The 24,853-nt window shown below is 54.1% G+C and carries 21 protein-coding genes and 4 pseudogenes; 8 read left to right on the top strand and 17 right to left on the bottom strand.

Annotation, left to right across the window (positions count from 1 at the left end; all coding sequences use genetic code 11):
- Positions 1–153: 153 nt before the first annotated feature.
- Positions 154–778: pseudogene (locus tag FIV38_RS24415) on the bottom strand (IS5 family transposase); the annotation flags it as partial.
- A 179-nt stretch (positions 779–957) separates the two neighbouring features.
- On the opposite strand from FIV38_RS24415, the gene FIV38_RS24410 reads away from it, so the two are divergent.
- Positions 958–1,290, top strand: coding sequence for a DUF2790 domain-containing protein (locus tag FIV38_RS24410; RefSeq protein ID WP_092230483.1), 333 nt, complete (start codon positions 958–960; stop codon positions 1,288–1,290).
- Between the two features lie 264 nt (positions 1,291–1,554).
- Positions 1,555–1,686 (top strand): annotated as a pseudogene (locus FIV38_RS24405) (OprD family outer membrane porin); the annotation flags it as partial.
- On the opposite strand, the gene FIV38_RS24400 reads toward FIV38_RS24405, so the two are convergent.
- The 4 genes from FIV38_RS24400 to FIV38_RS31115 all read right to left on the bottom strand — a co-directional run bounded on the left by FIV38_RS24400 (position 1,685) and on the right by FIV38_RS31115 (position 5,721).
- Complete coding sequence (locus FIV38_RS24400; RefSeq protein ID WP_139273513.1) at positions 1,685–2,665, bottom strand: hypothetical protein; 981 nt, start codon at positions 2,663–2,665, stop codon at positions 1,685–1,687. The pseudogene FIV38_RS24405 and the gene FIV38_RS24400 overlap by 2 nt on opposite strands.
- A gap of 445 nt (positions 2,666–3,110) precedes the next feature.
- Positions 3,111–4,034 carry an NAD(P)/FAD-dependent oxidoreductase gene (locus FIV38_RS24390; RefSeq protein ID WP_092230476.1) on the bottom strand — a complete coding sequence of 308 codons (924 nt, stop codon included), beginning with the start codon at positions 4,032–4,034 and terminating at the stop codon, positions 3,111–3,113.
- Between the two features lie 839 nt (positions 4,035–4,873).
- Positions 4,874–5,263, bottom strand: coding sequence for a DUF305 domain-containing protein (locus tag FIV38_RS24385; RefSeq protein ID WP_226926058.1), 390 nt, complete (start codon positions 5,261–5,263; stop codon positions 4,874–4,876).
- Between the two features lie 92 nt (positions 5,264–5,355).
- A complete protein-coding gene (locus tag FIV38_RS31115) occupies positions 5,356–5,721 on the bottom strand; it encodes a four-helix bundle copper-binding protein (protein ID WP_477749778.1) in 366 nt (121 codons plus the stop codon).
- 477 nt (positions 5,722–6,198) lie between these two features.
- On the opposite strand from FIV38_RS31115, the gene FIV38_RS24375 reads away from it, so the two are divergent.
- A complete protein-coding gene (locus FIV38_RS24375; protein WP_034114901.1) occupies positions 6,199–6,537 on the top strand; it encodes a DUF2790 domain-containing protein in 339 nt (112 codons plus the stop codon).
- Positions 6,538–6,752: 215 nt separating this feature from the next.
- Positions 6,753–8,081 carry an OprD family porin gene (locus FIV38_RS24370; protein ID WP_034114902.1) on the top strand — a complete coding sequence of 443 codons (1,329 nt, stop codon included), beginning with the start codon at positions 6,753–6,755 and terminating at the stop codon, positions 8,079–8,081.
- Between the two features lie 595 nt (positions 8,082–8,676).
- Here FIV38_RS24370 and FIV38_RS24365 read toward each other — a convergent pair.
- From FIV38_RS24365 to FIV38_RS30535, 5 genes and pseudogenes are all read right to left on the bottom strand, one after another.
- A pseudogene (locus tag FIV38_RS24365) lies at positions 8,677–9,030 on the bottom strand (ATP-binding protein); the annotation flags it as partial.
- 212 nt (positions 9,031–9,242) lie between these two features.
- Complete coding sequence (locus FIV38_RS24360) at positions 9,243–12,401, bottom strand: efflux RND transporter permease subunit (RefSeq protein ID WP_069553010.1); 3,159 nt, start codon at positions 12,399–12,401, stop codon at positions 9,243–9,245.
- Positions 12,398–13,873, bottom strand: a complete 1,476-nt coding sequence (locus tag FIV38_RS24355; RefSeq protein ID WP_034114904.1) for an efflux RND transporter periplasmic adaptor subunit — start codon at positions 13,871–13,873, stop codon at positions 12,398–12,400. The genes FIV38_RS24360 and FIV38_RS24355 overlap by 4 nt, the downstream gene beginning before the upstream one ends.
- The gene (locus tag FIV38_RS24350; protein WP_034114905.1) at positions 13,870–15,126 is read right to left on the bottom strand and encodes a TolC family protein; all 1,257 of its coding nucleotides are present in this window, start codon (positions 15,124–15,126) and stop codon (positions 13,870–13,872) included. The genes FIV38_RS24355 and FIV38_RS24350 overlap by 4 nt, the downstream gene beginning before the upstream one ends.
- A 100-nt stretch (positions 15,127–15,226) precedes the next feature.
- A complete protein-coding gene (locus tag FIV38_RS30535) occupies positions 15,227–15,568 on the bottom strand; it encodes a hypothetical protein (RefSeq protein WP_080758782.1) in 342 nt (113 codons plus the stop codon).
- A gap of 350 nt (positions 15,569–15,918) precedes the next feature.
- Between FIV38_RS30535 and FIV38_RS24340 the strand changes: the two are divergent.
- Positions 15,919–17,055: pseudogene (locus tag FIV38_RS24340) on the top strand (MFS transporter).
- 29 nt (positions 17,056–17,084) lie between these two features.
- Here the strand turns inward: FIV38_RS24340 and FIV38_RS24335 are convergent.
- From FIV38_RS24335 to FIV38_RS24310, 6 genes are all read right to left on the bottom strand, one after another.
- Positions 17,085–17,552, bottom strand: a complete 468-nt coding sequence (locus FIV38_RS24335; RefSeq protein ID WP_069553036.1) for a DUF411 domain-containing protein — start codon at positions 17,550–17,552, stop codon at positions 17,085–17,087.
- The gene (locus FIV38_RS24330; protein WP_092239326.1) at positions 17,542–18,336 is read right to left on the bottom strand and encodes a c-type cytochrome; all 795 of its coding nucleotides are present in this window, start codon (positions 18,334–18,336) and stop codon (positions 17,542–17,544) included. Before FIV38_RS24330 ends, FIV38_RS24335 begins: the two co-directional genes overlap by 11 nt.
- A gap of 9 nt (positions 18,337–18,345) precedes the next feature.
- A complete protein-coding gene (locus FIV38_RS24325; protein WP_169850847.1) occupies positions 18,346–19,446 on the bottom strand; it encodes a copper resistance protein B in 1,101 nt (366 codons plus the stop codon).
- Positions 19,418–19,690, bottom strand: coding sequence for a hypothetical protein (locus FIV38_RS24320; protein ID WP_139273583.1), 273 nt, complete (start codon positions 19,688–19,690; stop codon positions 19,418–19,420). Before FIV38_RS24320 ends, FIV38_RS24325 begins: the two co-directional genes overlap by 29 nt.
- Before the next feature lie 12 nt (positions 19,691–19,702).
- Complete coding sequence (locus FIV38_RS24315; protein ID WP_092239328.1) at positions 19,703–21,574, bottom strand: copper resistance system multicopper oxidase; 1,872 nt, start codon at positions 21,572–21,574, stop codon at positions 19,703–19,705.
- Between the two features lie 218 nt (positions 21,575–21,792).
- On the bottom strand, positions 21,793–22,002 hold the full coding sequence (locus FIV38_RS24310) for a co-regulatory protein PtrA N-terminal domain-containing protein (RefSeq protein WP_092237493.1): 210 nt from the start codon (positions 22,000–22,002) through the stop codon (positions 21,793–21,795).
- A 399-nt stretch (positions 22,003–22,401) separates the two neighbouring features.
- On the opposite strand from FIV38_RS24310, the gene flgB reads away from it, so the two are divergent.
- Positions 22,402–22,815: a flagellar basal body rod protein FlgB gene (gene flgB, locus FIV38_RS24305; RefSeq protein WP_092237211.1), complete on the top strand. Its 414-nt coding sequence runs from the start codon at positions 22,402–22,404 to the stop codon at positions 22,813–22,815.
- A 269-nt stretch (positions 22,816–23,084) separates the two neighbouring features.
- Here flgB and FIV38_RS24300 read toward each other — a convergent pair whose 3' ends face one another.
- Positions 23,085–23,285 carry a heavy-metal-associated domain-containing protein gene (locus tag FIV38_RS24300; protein WP_034114911.1) on the bottom strand — a complete coding sequence of 67 codons (201 nt, stop codon included), beginning with the start codon at positions 23,283–23,285 and terminating at the stop codon, positions 23,085–23,087.
- 627 nt (positions 23,286–23,912) lie between these two features.
- Between FIV38_RS24300 and FIV38_RS24295 the strand changes: the two genes are divergently transcribed.
- A complete protein-coding gene (locus FIV38_RS24295) occupies positions 23,913–24,152 on the top strand; it encodes a hypothetical protein (protein ID WP_092237208.1) in 240 nt (79 codons plus the stop codon).
- 410 nt (positions 24,153–24,562) lie between these two features.
- On the top strand, positions 24,563–24,838 hold the full coding sequence (locus FIV38_RS24290; protein WP_092239330.1) for a metal/formaldehyde-sensitive transcriptional repressor: 276 nt from the start codon (positions 24,563–24,565) through the stop codon (positions 24,836–24,838).
- Positions 24,839–24,853: the final 15 nt, after the last annotated feature.

The following is a 24,853-nucleotide window of genomic DNA, read 5'->3' as shown; positions in this document are numbered from 1 at the left end:
GTGCTCTCCAGTCAACTTTCGGAGTCAAAGGCCAAGTGAGAGATATGCCTAGATAAGGGGGGTCATTCGATTCGTCAATAACCTACTGTTATTTATTAATTTCTTATTTTTTACGGTCAAAAATAATTGGTGATGAGCTCCTCAGGAAGCCCGCCGTTGAACTCTTTCAAGATCGCTATTTGTCAACAGCCCTCGTCGGCTATGCATTAAACCGGACTCGGTATCGACGCCAATGTGCGCTTTCATCCCGAAGAAATACATATTCTCCTTCTTCATCTGATGCCTTTCCGGATCGCGCTTGCCGTCCTTGTTCTTGGTCGAGCTCGGGCTCGGGCTCGGGCATGACTGATCGTCGCATCGACCACGGTGCCTTGGCGCCGTATCAAGCCACGATCGTCCAGATAACCGTTGATGATCTGCAAAATCCTGCCCGCCAGTTCATGTTTTTCTAGCAGGCGGCGGAAGTTCAGGATCGTGGTTTCATCGGGAATTCGATCCAGATGTAGGCCGGAAAACTGGCGCAGGATCGTGGTCTCATACAGTGCCTCTTCCATCGCCGGATCGCTGGAGCCGAACCAGTTCGGCATCAGATGAACCCGCAGCATCGCCATCAACGGATACGCTGGATGACCGACTTCGCCCTTCGGATAATGCGGTTCGATCAAGGCAATCAAGCCCTTCTAGGTCACGACCTGATCCATTTCAATCATCAGCGCTCGCGGCGGGTCTGCTTACGTTTGCCGGCGTACTAGGCATCAGCGAAGGACATCTGTTTCATGGGGTAAAACCGTCATGTTCGTTATTTCACCAGAGCTGGAAGTCTTTTTCAGAGTTCTCTTAAGTATGCCATTAACGGAGCAAAGACCTTGCCTGACAGACATGTAATGTTAACGGCAGCTTTCTGACAGGTATCATTAGCTACTATCTAGTCACCAGTGAATTAGAGCTCGTAGAATCATGAAAACATTGAATGCAGTCATCGCTATTTCGATATTGGTAGTTTCATCCTTTGCCATGGCTGAAGGCGGAGGAGATCGTGTTTATGGTCGGATGATGCAAGAAAATCAACAGGCGATGGAGCAATACGCTCTCAAAAATAGTAAAGCCATACCTGAGATTGTTCATTATGAATATGGTATGAACCTGGATGTTCAGAAGGTAGTTAGTGTCACCCAAGCCAACAAATCCTGTGACGTTGCGCCTTCGCGCATGACCTATGAGGACTCTGCTGGCAAACTCAATACCTTGGAGTACATAGTTATGGGTACCAAATGCCAGCACGGAGGCTAGTCCAAAGGAGCCATGTCTGCGTCATATTATTTGGTTTGATTGTTTAATCGCGCTTACGGCTAGCTGACATAAAAGTAATTTTCAGGCCGCACTTGAGTTATCTTTTGTATGGAGTCATGTCTGCCGGCGCGTAGAAGAAACTCTCACGTGCCGGAGGGTTTTTATAACGATAAAATATTTCATAAAGAAACTCTGCCAAGCTATAGCCTGGAGTGTTACATGAATAATAAAAACTTTTATGGTCTTCCCCTCATTGCCCTTGGCATGAGTATGGGGCAGTTTGCAGTGGCCGTTGAGCAAAAACCAGAGGGGTTCATTGAAGGGAGCAACTTTAACATTCTCAACCGCAATCTCTACTTCAATCGCGACTTTCGCAACGGTCAGTCCAGTCGAACTATCTTTGCATATTGTGTTGAAAGTAGAGCTTTTCGTCGCCATACCGAGATGCCACGATCTTGGAATTTAGAACCAGCTGGCCTAAAAGTTTAGCCTGCTCGACCGTCTCGCCTTTATCCAAGGCGTAAACGTCGTACAGCACCTCTCCGACAGGGAAGTCAGTCAGCTTTATCCGAAAGTCATCCTGCATTGTCACCCCGTTGAAGCGAGCAACAGCTGCCGGCCGTGGCTTAAAAATAAGTTGATAAGGCGCCCTTGGCGCAGCCACTTTAGAGCCATCGATGTTAATGCCGGCCAGGTGCTCAACGGTCAAGTGACCAGGATCTGAATCTCTAGCCCCAAAACGTATGGCTGCCCATTCAAAGAAACCGGCTAGTAAGCGCGTCGCAAAAGAGGTTGCGGGTGGAATGATGTTGCTGAAAGTCTTTTCGAAGAAGTTGTATCCCTCTTGGCCGTCGATGGAGTTCATAACCTGTAGATTGACCGACGGGTGATTATCGTCAATGAAAAACTTCAAAGCTAAGGCCGGCACAGAGTGCGTATCCGTCGGCTTAGTCGCCACCGAAAGACGGCCGATCACGCAGTCGGCGCCACTTTGGAAGATGCCGGTATAGCGACTCGCCACTCCACGGTTTGCCACAAACCGGAAGCGCGCCTCTGCACCAAATGCATGCACCAATTTGCGCCGCCCTTGCTCCAGCTCATCGCCTTGCGCAGTCAGCGACTTAACCGTAAAACTCGGCATTGCCAAGGTTAAGGTATCGCCGATGCCTGGCGCAGTCAGCGCTGGGAGTTCAGAGCCGTAGAGGGAAGGCACAATCTTGTTTTTCCAGATGAAGTCCTCCTTTTGACACGCCGATTGAGGTCGCGCTACGGCATCCCCAGTGATTGATAATGGCTGAACGCTGGGGGGTTGGCAGCCCGTCGTCGTGAATACAAAAAAGGCGGATAAGAGCGTTCTTGCTTTGATCAACGGCATCGTCTGACTCCGAGTATTCCCTACCGATGTATGCACAATAACCACGATCTCCGTATAGCGCGGCAGATTGGGGTCTTCGGTTCTGCTTCATCGAGCAGCGCCGGTACCTCGGCCCCTCGATATAGCCGTATACGGTGCCATCGCGCCGCCAGCCACCTGACGCTTGATCTCGAGAAAGTCTGCTCCGGCACGGTAAGCGCTCGTAGCCGACCCGCGGCGAAGGCTGTGGCTGTGCTCATCTCCCGTAGCCTTGCCTCTCAGGCTCGTGTCGCCTGGGTGGTATTAACGCTATCCCCATGCAGCGCAGCATTACCGACTAAATCCCTACTGCTAATGAGCAGAAATAAAGGTCGCTGCTCAGTCCGAGCTGCCTCTCACCAGCACGTAATGTCGTGGGCTGCTATCAGTGTATGGCCGAAGCAGACCGTTCTTCGAGATTAACTTATCAGCGATAGTTGTCCTTGAGGGCGTTGTGTATCGCGGTCGCCGCAGTCGCCGCATGGGCGACTCCAACACTCATCTGATTGAGCGCGTTGACTACATCGCCCGCCGCGTACAACCCTAGGACTGACGTGCGCTGGTCGGTGTCCACCACCAACTCGCCATCGCTCTCAAAAGTTACGCCGAGGCTTTTGGCCAATTCGGTCCGTGCGTTGGAGCCAAGCATCGGGTATAGGGTGTCGAAACTGAGTTCGTCGCCGTTAGCCAAGCGTAGCGCCACACGATGCCCTTTGATCTTGCGGATTTGCTCGATCGGTTCCTCGATGAGACGGACGCCTGCCTGTGCAATTTTGAGACGTTCGTCGTTGTCTAGTTCTCTGCCGCCCGGTTGCACAATAAGTGTGAGCTGGCGGGTGTAGGTACGGAGAAATAGCGCATGCTTGAAACCTTCCTCGGCGGAGGCGAGAAGAGCAATGTCCTGGTCGATGACATCGTATCCGTCGCAAATCGGGCACCAACGCACATAGCCACCGAGAGTGGCCTCACGTAGATTGGGTATCTCAGGAGGCTTATCAATAACGCCGGTGGCAAGAATCACAGTTGACGCAACAACGCGGTCATCGTCGATGTCGGCGATGAAGTCGTCTCCTCGCTTTGATAGTGCTTTCACGGTGGCTCGTCGGACATAAACATTGTAGCGCTCTGCCTGATTGCGCAGCCGAGCCAACAACTCGGCGCCCGAAACACCTTGAGGAAAACCGGGATAGTTGTGCGTGATCGGGATCAGCTCCGCACGGCTCTGGCCGGCATCAACCAGGAGAACCTGTCGGCGATAGCGCGCCAAATAGATAGCCGCCGTCAGCCCGGCAGGGCCTGCACCGACGATAAGGCAATCCACCACATGATATTGAGCCTGCTTGCTTGTCATCCGGCTTTCCTTCTATTGCCGACGCTGCCGGAGCCAGAGTCATTTGGCAGTGAATTGAGGCGCCCAGTTCTAACTCCAAAAACTACTGTTTCAGGCGGTCAGACCACCGGCCAACTTGGTATCTATCATTCATTTACCGAGCTGAAACGCTGTCTAAGTCACTGCGTAGCGTTGTCCGAAACTGATAATTAACGGTGTTGGCCTCGGCAGACGCAAGCATCTCGCCGTCTCGCGCCACGACCACGAACGGGTCGCCGGACGACTGTAAAACCGTCGTTTCCGGCAACCGATTAGTCATTTTTGACCGCGTACGATCACTTTGGCGTAAGCGCAGCCTCGGTCCCTCTAAAGTTGGCCATTTTCGAGACGCCCAGCCAGCGTACTTGCGCGGCGCCCCGATCAGACCGTATCTGGCGGTACCAAAGCGCGGAGCGGTCATATCCAACACATTGCACGGGGTATAATCGCTCCGCCGACCACGCGGCTCATCCGCGCCACGAGCAGGACAATACCGGCCATCATGCAGTTATCGAAATTAGCTCGAACAGAACGCTTTGGCCCATGTTCTGGTCTCGCAATGTCTCTACTGCTCTCAAACGATTTTGCTTCTCAACGCGCAGTGACAGAGGAAGAAGATCATCTCGGACTCAAATAGTGCCTTTGCTTGCAGGTCTTTGGCCTATCTCGAATGGTTTTGGAAATCCATGGACCAAGCGCAGCATAGTTTTCGTCCAGTACCAGTTCACCGTGATATGCGCCGGCAGCGAATTACCGTCCAAACCGGCGCGGTTATTTCCTTCAAAGATACGGCGCACAGATCGACTTCGGCATCACCATAGTCATGGCTTTTTATTCGCTTTAATCCACTGATCGAATACGGCGATTTCCTTCTTCTGTGCGGCAATTATGTCCTTGGCCATACGGAGCATCTCTGGATTTTTTCCGTTCTGGAGTTCGGCTTGCGCCATCTCGACTGCCATTTGGTGGTGCATGCGCATGTTGGCCGCGAAGTCATAATCCACGTCACCAGTCATGGACATGCCGCCCATTTGTTTCATCATCTTCGAATGATCCTTCTGCTCGGAAGGCATCTGCATCGCTTCGCTTTTCGTGGGTTCTGCGGCATTAGTCCACGTCGGCGCTGCTGCCATTACCGCGACAGCCATCGCTACCACCCTCATCGACAAAGTGAACCGGCTAGAGCTGTTGTGCTTGATATGCTGTGACATTGTGAATCTCCTATTAGCGCCGAAGGGTTGGCACATGCATGCCATGGCCCCCGAACACGGAAATTGCTATTTCTGTACTGCATGGGGCTTGACTAACTCTGTTCGCCAGCCATTTTTCGGCAGATCTCTGCGCATTCACGGCAGGCCCTGACGCAATCTTCCATACCACCGACCTGTTCGCAGCTCTTCACGCAAGCATCACAGATCTCGGCGCAAACCCCACAAACGTGGTGGTGAAAGGTGGAACCATTCAACAAGAAATTGGCCGACGTCTGACAGATCTCGGCGCAGTTGATCATTAGGCGAAAATGTTCGGCCTCAAGGTGTTTACCCCCCGCCTCAAGGCAATGGGTCATCGCTGTATTCAGACAGGTTTTGTGGCAGTCGCTACACGCCTCAACGCAAGGCCGCAGGTATTGGTGAGTGTTTCTGTGAGAGGTAACCGGGGTGTCGCTCATAGCTATGTTCTCCATTGCATCCAAGGAAAGACAACACTAGCAGTGGTGCTGAGACCAGCGGCATTCGATAATTTCTATTAAAAACAACTGATCATTTCAGACTGATCGCGGATGAGTGATACTGCAGACAAGCACCAAGCGTAACGCGAGCAAGATGCTGTTAAATAGCATTCAAGTAAGTGCATACCCAAGGGCCAAGGGCTCATATTTCACCCTAGACCACGCTCGGCGGACAGTCGACTGAAATTAAAATTACATTTCTGTCAGCTCTTGGTTGGTTAACACTTCGTTGCGAATTGAGTTTAGTACCGAACGTCACCTAATAACGGTCGAAACACAAATTATAGGCGCGCTGTTAAGCATGCCATTAATTGAGTAAAGACCTTGCCTGACAGATATGTAATGTTAACGGCAGCTTTCTGACAGGTATCATTAGCTACTCTCTAACCATCAGTGAATTAGAGTTAGGAGAGGGTCATGAAATCATTGAAGGCAGTCATCGCTATTGCGGTATTGGCAGTTTCGTCCTTTGCCATAGCTGAGGGTGGAGGGGATCGCGTCTTTGGTCGGATGATGCAAGAAAATCAGCAGGCGATGGAGCAATATGCCATCAAAAATGGTAAGGCCATACCTGAGGTTGTTCATTACCAGTATGGTTTGAACCTTGATATCGCAAAAGTTATCAGTATGACCCCAACCACAGGATCTAGATACTGTGGGTTGGCCCCTTCGCGTATGACCTACGAAGACTCGAGTGGCAAGTTGAATACCCTCGAGTACCAAGTGCTGGTCAGTAATTGCCCTCATGGTGGCTGATCGCTTACGGTCCAAGTGCATTAGAGAAACTAAGGTTTATTTATGGAGCACCAAGTGGATAATTACATTCCGCTGACAAAAAAGTAATTTTTAGGTCATGCTAGCGTTATTTTAGATGTGAAACTATGCTGCTGCACGCAGGGTGTTCACCTGCATGCTTATAATCATAAATATTTCACATTAAAACTCTGCCAAGCAAAAGCCTGGGGTATTACATGAATAATAATAATAACTTTTATGGTCTTTCCCTCATTGCCCTTGGCATGAGTCTGGGGCAGGTTGCAGTGGCCGTTGAGCAAAAGCCAGAGGGGTTCATTGAGGGGAGCAGTTTTAACATTCTCAACCGAAATCTCTACTTCAATCGCGACTTTCGCAACGGTCAGTCCAGTCGAACGGGGAACGGTTACTCCGAAGAGTGGGCTCACGGAATTATCGGACGTTTTGAGTCAGGCTTCACACAGGGCACTGTGGGCTTCGGCATTGATGCATTCGCAATGCAGGGGATCAAGCTTGACTCGGGTGATGGCCGTTCTGGAGCCGGTGGCACAGTAGACATCATGCCCTACAACAGCAAGGGTCAGCCTGAGGATACCTATTCAAAAGTCGGTGGAGCAGCCAAGCTTCGCTTGCTAGATACGGTCGTCAAGGTTGGGGACGTATTTCCTTCCACGCCTGTTGTGGCGTATGGGGACTCACGACTGCTGCCTGAGAGCTTTCGTGGCGCCACGTTTGCCAACACCAGCATTGAAGGCCTGACCTTGCAGGGTGGTCGCCTGCATGCGATGAGCCAACCGAATTCAAGCAGCATGCGCGATGGTTTCGCTACGTTCTATGCAGGATCTGTAGACGCGCCTTGGATCGCCTACTTGGGTGGCGATTACACCGTTAACGAACATATCGGTGTGAGTCTCTATACCAGCCGCTTCAAAGATGTGTGGAACCAGTATTACGCTGGCACCACGTTAAGCTACCCACTTTCCGAGACTGTCGCGCTGATTGGTGGCCTGAACTACTACCGAGCAGTCGACGAGGGAAAAAAACTGCTGGGCAGCTTCGATAACAACATCTGGAGCGGTAAGACCGGTATCCAGTTTGGTGCCCACACGCTGACCGTTGGCTACCAGCGCAGCAATGGGGATGACGATTTTGATTACCTGCGCCAATCTGATTCTATTTTCCTGGATAACTCTATCCAATACAGCGACTTCAACTCCCCGAAAGAGCAATCCTTGCAGCTACGCTATGACTTGAATATGCAGTCCTTTGGCATTCCTGGCCTGAGCTTCATGACTCGTTACGCGAAGGGCTGGGATGCTGACTACTCGAATGCGAACAGCGTCTATATGCGCCGAGGAGCTGATGGCGCTCCACTGCAGGACCAGAAGCGTTGGGAGCGAGACATCGAGGCTAAGTACATCATTCAAGCCGGCTCCCTGAAAGACATGTCCTTCCGTGTGCGCCAAGCGACGACTCGGGCTACCGCCTTCGAATCAGATTTGGATGAGATTCGTCTGATTGTGGAGTACCCGCTGCAAATTCTCTAAATCGAGCATTAGCTACCTAGCTCACCAGGTACAACCCGTCTCTTTGTTACTCCTTTGGTTGGGAGGCGGCTTAGGCGCCCTTGTGGCGCCTTTTTTTATGGTGCGCCAGGCATGGCGCGTTGCGCGCAAGCGCAACCAGTTTGGCTGTGGTGGCCACACTGGTGACTTGGAGGTGAAAGTCCTCTACACACCCGGCAAGGGGAAGTGTTAGCCAGAGGCAAGGGTGTCGCGGGTGACCGCGAATCTGAAGGAAGCCCGAGGCAAAATGCTGGCCTGACGAACAGGAAGCGGATTAGGCGGCACAGCGGGGTAAGGTAGCCATAATTGCCCAAGCCCAATACTTGCACGGAGCGCTGTGACGTAAATCCGACAGGCATAAGCAGGAAGGTCGCGCGAATTACCCTGGGAGATCTGTTTAGCCTGCCATGTGCTACCGGCATCGCGAGATGACGGGATGGGCGACAGAAGTCAACAGAGGCCGTAGTAGCTGCTCGAAACCGGAGCAATGAAGGGCTGAACCTGCCATGAGTGGATAGTCGGGTGTGATCTCTGCAGAGCGTAAAGCAGAAACTCCGCGTAGCGGGGGTCGAGACCATCAGGAGGTAGGAGCCGGAAGCTCCGAGGGCCGGTCTGGGCGCTTAGATACCGCAGGCGACACATCAACGGAACCAAACTCGCTGACGCTGTTTGTCAGTAGGCAGGAAGCGTTGTGCACCAGCCGATCCAAAATGGCATCGGCCAAGGTCGGATCGACGATAAGCTCATGCCATTTGTCCACCGGCATAGAGCGGTCATCCAGCAACTCCAGCATGTCGCGCCGTTGCTCGGCGGTAAGCGGCACAAGCCCCCAGTCGAGGATCAGCAGATCGGTCTTGGCGTAGCTGTCCATCAGTTTCGCGAAGAGGTCTTCCAGCAGGTGTGGCAGGCGCAGGTAGCGCACTCTGTAGCCGTTGTACCCACGCCCTTGGAGTCGCCATGATCAGGTTCAGCCCAACGCACTGCCACCAGCGTCGATCTCTATCAGCCGTGTTTTGACGCAGTTCCGATAGAGTTCGATCACCGATTGATTATAAAGGTCGCCCCCTGCCAGACCAAAAAATCAGACTGCTGGATGACGTTGCACAAACAATCATGGGGCGTGCAGTGGCGGACACAATCACTTCATGGCCTGCTTCCTTCCGAGGGTATGGATTCAACCGCGAGGCGTCGTCGGCGCATCAATCGGTAAGCTGCCGGGATGACAAATAGGGACAGTAAGGGCGCGGTAACCATACCACCGACCATGGGCGCAGCGATGCGGCTCATTATTTCGCTACCGGAACCGCTGCCCAATAGGATCGGTAATAGGCCAGCAATGATGACCGCCACCGTCATGGCCTTGGGTCGAACCCGCTGCACGGCTCCTTCGCTAATTGCTGCTATTAGCCCTCGCTCGGTACTGTCGCCGGCCTCTACACGTTCGGCCCAGGCGTTTTTCAAGTAGAGCAGCATGATCACGCCGAATTCGGCAGACACACCCGCCAGAGCAATGAATCCGACGCCGGTAGCCACCGACAGGCTAAAGCCGAGTAGGTAGAGGAACCATGCCCCACCAGTAAGGGCGAACGGCAAGGTGGCCATGATCAGCAAAGCCTCGTCGAATCGGGAAAACGTCAGGTACAGCAGCACGAAAATGATCATCAGCGTGGCCGGCACTACCAGCTTGAGCCGTGCGTTGGCTCGTTCAAGAAACTCGAACTGCCCCGAGTAACTCAGGCTCATGCCTGGCTGCAGCTTGACCTGCTCATTGACAACACGACGCAGATCGGCAACCACTGAGGCAATGTCCCGGCCACGTACGTCGATATACACCCACCCGGAAGGTCGGGCGTTCTCGCTCTTGAGCATCGGCGGGCCTTCACTGACCTTGACCTTCGCCACCGTGCCAAGGGTGATCTGGCTCCCTAGCGGAGTGTAGATCGGCAGTTGCTCTAGGGCGCCAAGCGAATCACGCCACTCTCGGGGATAGCGCACATTGATCGGAAAACGGGCGAGCCCTTCAATGGTCTCGCCAACATTCTCACCACCAATAGCACCGGCGACGATCGACTGCACATCAGCGATATTCAACCCGTAGCGGGCAGCGGCTTTGCGGTCGATATCCACATCGATGTAGCGGCCGCCCGTCAATCGTTCAGCCAGAGCCGAACTGACCCCGGGCACGTTTTTGGCTACGCGCTCGACCGCCTGAGTCGCCGCGTCGATTTCCGTCAAGTTTGTGCCGGCAATTTTCACTCCAATCGGACTCTTGATCCCAGTGGCGAGCATGTCCATGCGGTTGCGGATCGGTGGTATCCAAATATTAGTCAGCCCAGGGACGCGCACCACTCGATCCAACTCTTCCACCAATTTTTCCTGGGTCATACCAGGACGCCACTGTTCGCGTGGTTTGAACTGGATAGTGGTCTCGAACATCTCCAGCGGCGCCGGGTCGGTAGCGGTTTCGGCACGACCAGCCTTACCAAAAACGTGTTCGACTTCGGGTACCGTCTTGATCAAGCGGTCGGTCTGTTGCAGCAGCTGCGCCGCTTTCTGTGCCGACAACCCCGGCAGAGCCGAAGGCATATAGAGCAAATCGCCCTCGTCCATTGCAGGAAGGAACTCGCCACCCAAACGAGAGATCGGCCACAACGCGCTGAGGAAAACCATTAACGCGATTAATAGGGTGACTTTGGGTCGATGTAACACCGCATCAAGGGCCGGCTGATAGATCCTGATCAACCAGCGGTTTAGCGGGTTCTGGTCCTCTTTGGGGATCCGACCACGAATCCAGTAACCCATCAGTACCGGCACCAGGGTTACCGAGAGTCCGGCCGCCGCCGCCATGGCATAGGTCTTGGTGAAGGCCAATGGACCAAACAGACGACCCTCTTGAGCCTCCAGGGTGAACACCGGGATGAACGATAGGGTGATGATCAGCAGGCAGAAAAACAGCGCCGGCCCCACCTCCGCCGCCGCTTCGGTTATCACATGCCAGTGACGTTCGCCCTTCAACTCCTCCCCAGGATGGGCCACATGCCAAGCCTCGATCTTCTTGTGAGCGTTCTCGATCATTACCACGGCGGCGTCGACCATGGCGCCGATGGCAATAGCAATCCCGCCAAGGGACATGATGTTGGCGTTGATTCCTTGATGCCGCATGACGATGAAGGCAATGAGCACCCCCACCGGCAAAGAGATAATGGCCACTAGGGATGAACGTAGGTGCCAGAGAAATATCCCACAGACCAACGCGACGACGATGAACTCCTCAAGCAGTTTGTAGCTGAGGTTTTCCACTGCGCGGTCGATCAGTTTGCTGCGGTCGTAGGTGGTGACGATTTCCACCCCGGCCGGCAGACTGCTTTTCAGGTCGTCCAGTTTGGCCTTGACCGCCGCAATGGTTTCGCGAGCGTTCTTGCCGCTGCGCAGAATCACCACGCCGCCGACGGTTTCGCCTTCGCCGTCGAGTTCAGTGATGCCGCGGCGCATCTCCGGCCCCAGCTGGATCGTCGCCACGTCGCCTAGGGACACTGGCACCCCGCCAGCACCGAGCTTGAGCGGAATGGCACGAAAGTCATTCAGCGTCTTCAGGTATCCGGAGGCGCGCACCATGAACTCGGTCTCCGCCATCTCCAGCAACGCACCACCGGTTTCCTGATTGGCCTTGCCAATAGCGTCGGTTACCTCAGCCTGAGTGATACCGAGGCTGGCCAGCTTGAGTGGATCGAGTTGGACCTGATACTGCTTGACCATGCCACCCACGGTGGCCACCTCCGCAACGTTGGGCAGGGTCTTGAGTTCGAACTTGAGGAACCAGTCCTGCAAGGCGCGCAGTTGCGCCAGGTCGTGTCCGCCACTGCGGTCCACTAGTGCGTACTGATAGATCCAGCCCACGCCTGTGGCGTCTGGCCCCAAGGACGGTTTGGCGGAAGTCGGCAGTCGGCTTTGGACCTGACTCAAGTATTCCAGCACCCGGGAGCGGGCCCAATACAAATCGGTACCGTCTTCGAACAGCACGTAAACGAAGCTGTCGCCGAAAAAGGAATAGCCGCGTACGGTCTTGGCCCCTGGCACCGAGAGCATGGTGGTGGCCAACGGGTAGGTCACCTGGTTCTCAACGATCTGCGGCGCTTGTCCCGCATAAGGGGTGCGGATGATTACCTGAGCATCGGAGAGATCCGGAAGTGCATCGATCGGCGTGCTCTGAACCGACCAGACGCCCCAGACCGTGACGAAGATCGTCGCCAGCAGCACTAGAAATCGGTTGGCCACTGACCAGCGAATCAGGGCGGCGATCATGGCTGACCCCTTAGTTTTTCCAGGCGTTCAATGCGTAAACCATCATCGGTTTGGCTAACCGATACCCTAACCTTGTCTCCCGTCTTGAGACCTTGAACGAGAGCAGGGTCAGTCAATGGGAAGGTCATGGTCATACCAGGCATGCCCAGCGTCTTGAACGGACCAAGGGCGATTGTTACGTCTTGGTTATTGATCTCGACGATCTGCCCATCCGCCTCATGAAAGCTGGAGGCTGCTGCGCTGGGTGGTGACATTTCCAGCGTGCTCGCAACAATGCCCTTGAGACTGGCCTCAGAGTCGAGCAGGAACTGTCCAGAGCTGACTACCTGCTGACCTTCTTCCAACCCCTTCAATACCACCGTTTTGCCTTCGTTTTCCTGCCCGAGTTGCACTTCTAGGGGGCGGTAGCGACCCGCGTCTTCGGCGAGCATCACCAGGACGCGTCGGCCGGTGCGAATGATTGCCTCGCTCGGCACCCACAGCACGCTTTGTTCGGTAGAGCGTTTTAGGTGCACCTGGGCCGTCATGCCCGGCCTGAGTCGCCCATCAGGGTTGGGCAGTTCGACCCGGACACGCACAGTTCGGCTGTCGGGGTTGGTTTCGGGCAGAATCGCACTGACTGTGCCCTTGAGCACTGTTCCCGGAAAGGCTGGCAAACGTGCTTCTACCGCTTGCCCCATGATGATCGATCCAGTCTCCGACTCTGGTACGGCCACTGCCAGCCAGACGCTGCTCAATCCATTGACTCGAGCCAGAGTCTCGCCGGCCGCCACGGTCATACCCGAGCGTACATCCAACTCTTGCAGTACACCGCTAATGGGGCTGGTGAGCGTCAGGACCGGCTGGGTCTTGCCGCTTCGCTCCACTTGAGCAATCAGCGGTGCTGGCATCCCGGTCAAGCGCAAGCGCTGGCGTGCTGCCGCCAGCAAGTCGGCATCGCCACTGCGTTTGAGTGCGAGAAACTCTTCCTGAGCAGCGGCCCATTCCGGTACCAGGATATCGGCCAAAGCCGCATGGGCTTTGAGCACATCGCCTGGAGCACGGGCGTACACTCGCTCCACAAAGCCAGCAGTACGCGATTGAATCACTGCAACATCCCGCTCGTTGAATGCCAACACACCGACCACGTCCAAGTTGGAAGTAAGCACGCCGCGAGTGACTGTGGCCACTCGCAAACCGAGATTCTGGGTCAGGCTGGGGTCGATACTGATGGCCGCACTGTCCGCTGCAGCATCCGCGTAGCGGGGCTTCAACTCCATATCCATAAAGGGAGACTTGCCTGGTTTATCGAACTTCTGCTGCGGGGACATCGGGTCGTACCAATACAGTACTTTGCGTTCGTCTTGGGCTTTAGGGGCCTGTTCGGCTGCGCTATCAGGCATGCGCTGTTGAGCGAACCAGTAACCGCCGGCAGCGCCCAAGGTAATCGAGAGACCTGCCAGCAAAGCCCCTTTCCAGATTCGAGTACTCATTGATTGGTGTCCCCATAGGCGAAATACAGGCGAGCACTGGTGAGGGCTCGCTGTTCTTCGAAGTCGATCTGTTTGAGGCGGGCCTCGATGAGTTCACGTCGGGCAGTGATGACAGGTGCCAGGTCGCTTTTACCGGCCCGGTAGCTGGCCATGGTCATCCCGACTTTTTCCTTGGCCAGGGGTAACAGACTGTCCTGGCTGCGGTACACGGCACGGTTCAGACGCTCGTATTCGGCCAGATCGTCCTCCAGTTGCTGGGTGTGTTCACGTACGAGAGCTTCGCGCTCGGCCTCCAACTGATTCAGTTCAGCGTGTTTGGCGGCGATCTTCGGGTTCTGTCGGGACTCGGGGAACAGTGGCAAGTCGAACGTGAACTGCACGCTGACCATGTCGCCGAACTGACGGTTGCGGCGCTGGTAATCAAGCTCCCAACTCCAGTCGGACTGCTTTTCGGACTCTGCTTCACGGACCTTGGCCTGCGCTTCGCGAGTCATTGGCGCGTATGCCGCCAATGCGGGGTGATATTGCAGCTTATGGGAATAACCTGAGGTATCGATGGGCCACTCGGGCAAGCTGCCGACGGGCTGGTCATTGGCCGCTGGGCCAATCCAGCGTTTGAGGGCCGCTCGGGCTTGCGCACGCAGGCGAATTAACTCGTCCTGTTGTTCCGCCAACTGAGCCGCCTCCTGTTTCGGCGTTACTGCATCGGCAGGTTGGGCACGACCACCGGCGATCTGCGCCCGGACGGTATCGGCCAACAGACGGTTCTCCCGGTAAAAATCCTGAAACAGCACCTCTTTACGCTCGACGGAGTAGCTGCTGATCCAGGCCAATGCCGTGGCCTGACGAACGTTCAGCCGCTCGACACGGCCTTCGGCCGCGGCTCGATCTACGGCCGCCTCGGCAACTTCGATACGCGCCCTACGCTTGTCACGATTGGGCACCTCCTGCATGACGCCGACCATCTGCATGGTCATACCGTCCTGCTCGAGGCGCCAGCGGTCAGGGCCACCGATGGGATAGTCTTGTATGCCCAGCAGGAGCTTCGGGTCGGGTAGTTCTCCAGCTGGAATGGCGGCGCTGCTGGCCGCTTGCAGTTTGGCCGCTTGGGCGGTCAGCGATGGTGCATTGTTTTCAGCCAACCGTAAGGCTTCGTCGAGTGTCAGGGGTGCAGCAAGGCTTGGCAATGCCAGCACGCTTGCCGCCAGGGCAGCCACGAGGGGCCAACCGGTGCAGTAGCACTTGGGATTCATGTTCACGATTCCTGTGATGATCCACTGCGCGTGTCTTGGGCTCGCGCGCAGATATGCCATCCCGCGCCAGGGCGGGATGAGGCTCAGTGGGGTACAGGAATCAAGCGCGAGGCGGTCGCCACACCCCGGAGGGAGCCTGAGTAGACAGGGAGTCGCTGAAGATTGTTAGTATTTGCGGACTGGACAAACGGGTGGCAGGTTTCCCCAACAACACTTGTAGCAGACTGGCGCTCCTGCATTCCTGACCAGGTTTGCAGGGTTTGCCATGATCGGCGGAGCTGCTCATATCACCGCAACAGTCCTGGTTCATATCATCCATCATGGTCATACCCGTCGTGTTCGTCGGGCAAGGTTCTGTCGGTGACTGAATGCCCGCCATCCCGCTCAGGGGAAGCGCCAAGCTGATCAGAAAAATGAGGAACAACCGCAGATAGCGTTTCATGCGAGGAAGTTTAGTCGCTGGCGACGGGCGATACCATTACGAATCTGTCAGGTAGAACCAGCAGCAACGGCGCTCCTTAATTTAGCGGCCTGTCTATACGCATGCTGATAGGTCAGGCTTCGTAAATGATTGTCTCGTGAGTCGGTAATGCCACGATAAGGATCACCGAAATGGGTAGAACCAGTGGACCGTGCCGAGAACAGCGCTCAACAACAGATAGATACCCGCCAAACACCTACTATCCTACCGCCTATAAGTTTGTTGAGCAGATAGCTCAATATGAGCTCGCCGCAACAGAATCACTGGACGCTGTAGATACACTTGCGGACGACAGCCAAGGAAACTGGAATATGTCCGAGACAATAGCTACACATAGCATTCCCCGTACGGTCTGGGCGCTAGGTTTCGTCAGCCTGTTCATGGACTTTTCTTCAGAAATGGTTCATAGCTTGCTGCCTATCTTTCTGGTGGGCACTCTAGGCATCAGCATAATCACTCTGGGTCTGATCGAGGGCATTGCGGAGGCGACGGCCCTGATAGTGAAAGTGTTTTCAGGGGCGATCAGCGACTACGTCGGTCGTCTCAAGGGCTTGCTGCTGGTTGGCTAGGGTCTTGCGGCACTCACCAAGCCGCTCTTTCCATTGGCTCACTCTGCAGAAATGGTGTTCACCGCACGCTTTCTGGATCGGATCGGCAAAGGTATTCGCGGCGCTCCACGTGATGCCCTGGTCGCTGATGTATCGCCACCGCATATCCGTCGCTTGCTTCGGCTTACGTCAATCCATGGATACGATAGGGGCCTTCCTCGGGCCAGCAGTAGCCATCCGCCTGATGTATGCCTTCAGTGAAAACATTCCACTGGTGTTATGGATCGCGGTGATACCGGCGTTGGTAGCGGTCAGTCTGATTTTTATTGGCGTCGATGAGTCCGAACACGAGCATTCAGCTCAGCGCTTTCGTTCACCCTGGCACGTTTTAGTGAGGCCTTCCTGGGCTTGCGCGCTCAGCAAGCAGGGTTGTCTGCAACCTGGGTGCCGATAGTAATGGTGGTGATGGCCTTGTTCTACACGCTCTCGGCCTACCCTGTGGGGAAGCTCTCTGACCGTGTAAGTCGCACAAGTCTCCTCAGGGTCGGGTTGATATTGCTGATCTTGTCCGATCTGGTTCTAGCCAGTGCCGAGTCCGTCTCAATGTTGATACTCGGCGTCGCCCTATGGGGACTTCATATGGGATTTAGTCAGGGGCTACTGGCTGCGCTTGTCGCTGACACGACACCGGCAGAATTGAAAGGAACCGCTTTCGGGATTTTCAACCTGGTGAGTGGTGTATCCATGTTGCTGGCAAGCGGGATTGCGGGGTTATTTTGGCAAACGTATGGCTCAGCAATGACATTTTATGCCGGCGCGGTTTTTTCTGCGATAGCGCTCATACTGCTGATAGCACAACGTAGCAAGAGCACACATCGCTTGCATGATCACGGGCAGTGATCATGCAAGAATCAAGGAAAGTTTGAAACTTAGTTTGCCATGTACTCGGCAATCACTTGGTCAGTACCTGCTTTGCTCAGGCCGATGACCTGATAAACATCCTGCTTCCCACCGACCTCCATGCCAGGCGAGCCTGCCGGCATGCCCGGCACAGCTATCCCGATAAGGTCGTCGCGTTTGCTCAAAGCAACTATTTGCTCGGCAGGCACGTGGCCTTCAACAAACTTGCCGTTGATCACCGCGGTGTGGCATGACGAGAGACGCGGAGCAACACCCAGGCCCTGCTTGACCGCGCTCATGTTGGTTTCTACATGATCAACGACGGTGAAGCCGTTAGCTTCAAGGTGCTGCATCCACTTCTTGCAGCATCCACAGTTAGCGTCACGATGGACGTCGATCGTCATCGATTCTGCTGCATGACCAGCGGAACTGATAAACAGAGCCGCGAATGCAGCGAGGCGAAGTGCCCGGCCAGGACGAAGAAAGTTATTTCGCATGGGTATGCTCCTTCCCATCAGCATGGGTATGAGTTTTTGGCTGATCCGCAGGAGCATCTGCACCCTCAGTATGAGCATGCTCAGTACTTTCATCCTGAGAGGGTGCTGCGTCTTCATCATGAAGATGCGCACTATTTTTGTCGTCATGATGATCGTCGGACTCAGCTACTTCTTCAGCTCCGCCTGCATCATGATGTCCAGCGGCAGCCTCTTTTTGACCGTCATGCTGTCCTTCATGGTTATGCATTTTGGTCTCGCCGCCACCGTGTTGGTGGCCATCGCTGCTTGCTGTCAGGGCCTTATATTGCTCTGCATCCAAGGCGGGAAGCTGCTGAAGAAAAGCAACCATCCCCCAGATGTAGGGGTCGGCCATGCTTTTGCCCCAGGCTGGCATGCCTGTGGACTTGATACCGTGCTTGATGATCCAGAAGGCGGCAGCTGGATTTCCATCAACGCCCAGTTTTGAAAGATTTGGAGGTGCCGGGTAAAGGCTTTTACTCAACTCGGTTCCAGCGACACTCGGAGCGAGGTGGCAGCCAATGCACATTGAGTTGTAATTGCCTGCACCTGCACGAATGAGAGCTTCATCGCTTAGGTCGGGGACTTTAATGTCGCGTGAACGCACTGCAATCGAGCGATCCCGAGCAGTGGACAGAAGTGCGTAAACGGGATCGGAGTGGGGTTCATCGGCCCCAACGTTGAACACACCAAAATGCACGACGCCGGCCCCCATGATGACTGCAACCACACCGGCAGCAGCCAACGTTTTTATTGTTCTTTTCATATAAGGTTCTCAAAACCACATCCGAATACCTACGACAAATCGCGCCTCGTTCGTATCCTCTCCTTCATCGCTAGCGAGGTCTGCGGTCTTGCCATAGGAGCGACTCCAGGTAACGCCGATGTAGGGGGCAAACTCGCGGACAAGCTCGTAGCGCAACCGCAAACCTACTTCGGTATTGGCCAAACCAGAACCAATGCCGCGTTGCGGGTCGTTTTTCCCGTAAAAATTCATTTCGGCTGTGGGCTGCAAGATCAAGCGATTGGTAAGCAGAATGTCGTAATCGCCCTCTAACCGAGCCGCGGTCTGCCCGTTCTCACCAATGAATGCGGTGGCTTCCGCTTCAAAGTTGTAGAGAGCCATCCCTTGGATACCCAAAGCGCCCCAAGTCTGTGGCGAGCCTGGTTTAAAATCTTGACGCACCCCGGTAACAACGTCCCACCACGGACTGATCGAGTGCCCCCACAGTGCTGTGAGTTCGGCGCTCTCGGTTACACCGTTGGTACGTTCACCTTCCGAACGCAGCCACAGACGATCAACGTCCCCACCGATCCATCCCGTAGCGTCCCAGCTCAGGGCACTGCCGTTGTCAGCGTCCTGATACTCGAACTGATCGAGGAGAAAGAACGTGTTGAGGCTTTTGTCAGAGAGGCCATGACCAGCCACCGGAGGAAAGGCGGCTTCACGATCAGCGTCGGTCAGTACCGGAATAGGGGTTCGGCTCGTGGTAGTCGCCCTTGCATCCATACTCATTTTGCTGTGGTCCATGCCTTCCATCTGGCCTTGATCCATTTGCCCATGATTCATTTTGCTATGGTCCATCGGCTTTTCTTGGCCTTGGCCCATGTTCATTTTACTGTGGTCCATAGGCTCCATCGAACCATGATCCATCTTGGAATGGTCCATCTGGCTGTCTTTGGCGGGGATCGACTTTTGAACCCCCGAGGGTTTCGAGTCCGAACTCGAGGGCATGGTCATCGACGGATCCATTGCCTCAGCGGCGTTCGCCAAGCCAAAAAAAGCGGGGCTGATGGAGACGGTCAGTGCCAGCAGGGTTGGGCGTAAAAAATTACTGGTCATGATCTCAATCCGCTTTTTTAGTTTTTTGGTCATGATCCATCGACTCATCGCTCATTTTGCTGTGATCCATCGAGCCATGGTCCATGGAACTGTGATCGGTTTTGGATTCATTGGTCTTGGGTTTTTGGGTTGACTCTGGCTTGTCCGTTGATGATGCAGGAGTTGGATGGGAATGATCGCCACCGCTTTCTCCTGCCAGTGCAACGGGCACTCCCCCTAATAGGCCAATGACGAGGGCGCAACCGATCAGCGACTTACGATTCAGATATGTGTTCATAACCCGTCTCCTTTACTCATCAACCCGTACTTCACGGAACATGCCCATTTCCATATGGAATAGCAGGTGGCAGTGATAGGCCCAGCGACCCAACGCATCAGCGGTGACTCGATAGCTGCGTTTGGTTCCTGGTGGCATGTCGATCGTGTGTTTGCGCACCATGAATTTCCCGTTCTCATCCTCAAGGTCACTCCACATACCGTGGAGGTGGATGGGGTGAGTCATCATGGTGTCGTTCACCAGCGTAATGCGCAGACGCTCGCCATACTTGAGGCGCAATGGTTCGGCGTCAGAGAATTTGATGCCGTTGAATGACCAGGCGAACTTTTCCATATGACCGGTCAGGTGCAGCTCAATGGTGCGATTGGGCTCGCGGCCATCCGGATCCTGGAAAGTGCTCTTAAGGTCAGAGTAGGTAAGCACGCGACGGCCATTGTTGCGCAAGCCAATACCCGGATCGTTGAGCTTCGGCGTAGGGGTCATGGCTTGCATGTCAACCAGGGGGTTATTGGTTTCGGAGGCGGGGTGAGTCTGCATCTCTCCGCCCATGCCGCCCATGCCGCCCATACCTGCCATACCGGACATGTCACCCTGGTCCATACCTGCCATATTGCTTTGGTCCATACCGGTCATATTGGACATGTCATCCTGGCCCATGCCGGTCATTTTGCTGTGATCCATGCCGGCCATACCGGACATGCCACCTTGCTTCGTAGCGCCGCCATCCATGCCCGCCATGCTGCCATGGTCCATACCGGCCATACCGCCCATCCCCATGTCATCCATGGTCACAAGAGGGCGAGGATCAATCGCCGGTATCGGCGCCTTCAATCCTTCGCGCACGGCCAAGGTTCCGCGCGCATAACCGGTTCGATCCATGGACTGGGCAAAAATGGTATACGCCTCTTGACTGGCAGGCTCGACGATCACGTCATAGGTCTCTGCCACGGCGATGCGGAATTCGTCGACGCTGACCGGGTTGACGTGCTGGCCGTCGGCGGCCACAACGGTCATTTTCAAGCCTGGGATACGGACGTCGAAATAGCTCATACCCGAGCCGTTAATGAAGCGTAGGCGCAGCTTCTCTCCCGGCTTAAAAATACCTGTCCAGTTACCGTTGGGGGCCTGGCCGTTCATGAGGTAGGTGTAAGTATCCCCACTGACGTCCGCGAGATCGGTGGGGTTCATTTTCATTTCGGCCCACATCTTCCGATCCGCCACTGTCGCGGACCAGCCTTTCTCGCTGACATCGTCGATGAAGTCGCCCACGGTACGCTTGTGGTGGTTGTAGTAGTCCGATTGTTTCTTGAGCTTGGCCATGACGCGAGCAGGATCTTCATCGGTCCAGTCGGTCAGCATCACCACGTAATCGCGGTCGTACTGAAAAGGCTCCGGCTCTTTTGAATCGATCACGATGGGGCCATATACGCCAGCTTGTTCCTGAAAGCCCGAGTGGCTGTGGTACCAGTACGTACCGTTCTGATGCACCTTGAATTTATACTCGTACATGCCATCGGGGGCGATGCCGTGGAAACTCAAGCCCGGCACTCCATCCATGTTGGCCGGCAAGATGATCCCGTGCCAATGGATTGAAGTGTCCTGATCCAGGCGGTTTTTTACCCGCAGCGTGACCGTTTCCCCTTCGCGCCAGCGCAGCAATGGTCCCGGCAAGGAGCCATTGATGGTCATGGCCGTGCGTGGCGAGCCGGTGATGTTTACCGGGGTTTCACCAATAAACAGATCAAATTCGTTGCCGGTGAGTACGCTCGGCAGACCAGGACTGGTCACTGCCCATACAGGAGTGCGCCAAAGGCCAAAGCCGCCGAGAATGCCACCAGCGGCCAAGCCTTTAACGAATGTCCGCCTAGAGGTTTTGGAATGCATGCCGTTTATATCCAGTCAGTCGAAAGGGAAACCGTGTGAAACACGCTGTGGATTATGCTTATAGGTTAGCGGGCTCTCAGGAGCTCGTCTCGAATCTCTATGAACCTTGCCCGCCGCCGCAAAGGACTAAACTCATAGGGCAGGCGAGCTCAGAAATTGCCACATTTTAACCACCGAGGTGATTACATTTCTGTCAGCTTGGGAGTGCATCGAGCCGTTCAATATTTGGCTTGGTCGACAGCGTTGGCTTTGCTCTCGGCTACTGGGGGTTGAGTGCCTTGCTTTTGGGCAATTTGGTACGCGTCCATTGACCTCTTCATTGCAGCCTCCATGCGGCGCGCGAACGTCCGGTCACCGCCACCTTCGGCCATCGCCAGAGAAGAGACGGTCAAAGCGGCTATGACAAACAGGGTTTTAATGGATTTCATGGGGGTATCCTCGAATAAGTTTTGGTCATCCCGTTGAATCCACATTGAAAAATGATTCTTGGGGGCTGAGCTCAAGGCTCGATATAACTTTAGGACTCATCCCCTGTCAGAAACCTTAGGTGAATATTACAGTTGTGTCAGGCTGCCACTTTTCTATTGAATAGCAGGCGGATTAATTCGTAAGCTCTCACTCATCCAAGTAACACTGCATCGTATTTAACCGATTAAAATTTATATATGACAATTTTGTAAGCTTCCTGTCATTTTTAAAGAGATTCGACGGTTTTTGAACAGCTGAACAGGATCTGAAATTCGCCGACGCTGATGCATTGTATTTAACCTTGAGTGTTCGATATGCGTATTGCGTCGGGACTGGTAATTCCACAAAGGTGATTAGACGTGAGTATTAATTTTGAAAAAGCCGTTGGTTCTGCGGAAAGAGCGTTAATTTATCGCAGCCAAAGAGCGGAGGTGCTGAGCAATAATATAGCTAACGCCGATACGCCAAATTTCAAGGCCCGCGACTTGGACTTTCCTGCCTTGCTTGCAAGCCAGTCAAAGCGAATGACGGATGCTCAGTTTTCTTTACAAACAACAAACCTAAAGCACATTGCTGGGAACGGATCAGCAGCCGAAATTGATGAGAGAGCTTTACTTTACAGAATTCCAAATCAACCGTCCCTGGACCAAAATACCGTGGATCAGCAAGTCGAGCTTGCGAAGTATACGGAAAATGAAATTCATTTCGAGGCAGCGTTCACCCGACTCAATGGTTCATTTAAAGGCCTGATTAAGGCTCTTCGTGGGGAGTAATTGCCAAAAAACAAGTACTTGCACTATAGAACAGGCCGGTTATCTCTGCCCTGGTTGCCCTAAAGTCAATGTCAGCAGACTTCGACCCATTGCCTACCACATTGTGCTCATTGAACCATTGAGGCGGGCTGGATAGGTGCTGAAGCTATTACTCCAGGAAAGCGCTAAGAAGACTTTGATCAGCTTATCTCGGCCCTGGGCTCATATCTGAAATGAGCCCAGGGAGAGCCTGTATATGGGAGCGTTAAAGCTGGAGCGGATCAGCACCATCAGGCGCTGATTTTGGAAGGAAAACCCAATGTTTCCACAGCTGCGCGGACTCGCTCAGGGTTTTCGCTACTTTCAACGTTGACCTTGCCGGCAGCACGATCCACCAAAACCCTTGCCTCGCTATCCAACGCGTGAATAGCTTTGGTGATTTTGCTAATGCAGCTGCCGCAACCAATGCCGGACACATCTAAGACGAACATAGTTATTCCTCTCGTATTGAGCGGCTTCTTTAGCCGCAAACACAGCATAAACGTTGACATGATGGCAAGGTCAAGTCTTGCCTGCACCCTGGTTTGGGGAGATCGCAAAAAAAGGAGTTCCGCACACTAAGCGACAACCGACCGGCTTCAGCCTTTGTGACACGGCCTATGTCCGGTTGGAGCAGGGGTCATGCCGAGATAAGGGAAAATTAGGACATTTGCTTCGCATGCGGTTGTTCTATAAAGGCTTGCGTGCAATCCACCTCAAGTCCTCCTGAATGGCTGGCGACTTCGGACAATCCGCGCACGCCTATCGCGTTGTCTGGGGTGCATAGAGAAAACGGAAAAAATCGTACGATAAGCCCCTGCTGACAGTCTGTAAGCCCTTGCGTTGTGCAGTCTGTGTCCGAATGGAGTACGCCTCAACCCGGCGTCAGGCCGGACGACGGAGGTACGTCAAGGTAGGGTCTATTTCGGCTTTTCCTGACGTTTCCCTACAAACCTCTATGAGCTCAACCTGACAGGCCACCGCCTCGGGTTGTTTGGTTGTCATAGGACTTCTCAAAACTTGAAGAAGTGGCGGGCTGTCGCTATTAGTTAAGGTTCACTCAACACAAGGACGCGAAGATGATCCAGAGATTCGTTGTTGTTCCTGCGATCCCCACCGAAACAGGATCGGTTCGCAATGGAGCTCGCTTTCACTCCACTACAGTTCCGGCTGGTTTTGATATTTATGACAATCAAGGTAAGCAGCGATTGCAGTTCACCTACTCGACACGGATAGAAGCAGATGCGGAATGCGAAAGACTGAACATGGAGTGCGATCAAACCACCATAACAACACCTACCCGCATCAGCTCACCATGATCTGTACGAACGCAATTTACTGGTCATCTGTTCAGCGATGCGGACTGAAAACAAAAAAACCGTCATGACTGACGGGATTTTTGTTGATGGGAGCTGATCCTTCAGCTCCCATCATTGTAGTTAAGAAATGAGGAGGCATGCGTTTTGAGATCCCTGTTGGTCGGCCTGACGCCGGGTTGAGGCGTACTTCAACCGGACGCAACAGTGCCGAACAATGCTTGCAGCAGAGCAGCATGGCTTAGCGTACAAACATCTCCGTTTTCTGCGATTACCCCCTTCGGCCTGACCCTCCACACTTGAAGCATCGCTTTCCAGCAAGGCACTGCGGGCGGCCTCTCCGTCATACGACGCTTGCATAGGGGTACTAGGTATGCCTATCATGCGACTTGCATAGGTAGGAGGGGTATACCATGGGTCACACAGCTTCAAACAAAGACGCTCTTCTCAAACGAGTTAAACGCATCGCAGGACAAATCCAGGCAGTTGAACGTGCTTTGGAATCGGATCTCGATTGCGCAAAAACATTGCATCTTGTCGCCGCCACACGCGGGGCCATCAATGGATTAATGGACGAAATTATTGAGGACCACGCCAGGGAGCATGTAGCGAACCCAGCGCTCAGCGATGAAGAGCGCAACAAGGGTGTCGAAGAACTTATTGAAGCCATTCGCCGCTATTCAAAGTGAAGAAACCAGGTACAA

The organism is Pseudomonas proteolytica, from assembly GCF_007858275.1.
GTDB classification, from domain to species: domain Bacteria; phylum Pseudomonadota; class Gammaproteobacteria; order Pseudomonadales; family Pseudomonadaceae; genus Aquipseudomonas; species Aquipseudomonas proteolytica.
Note: the sequence above shows the minus strand (reverse complement) of the source record. Positions and strands in the feature narration are given on the sequence as shown.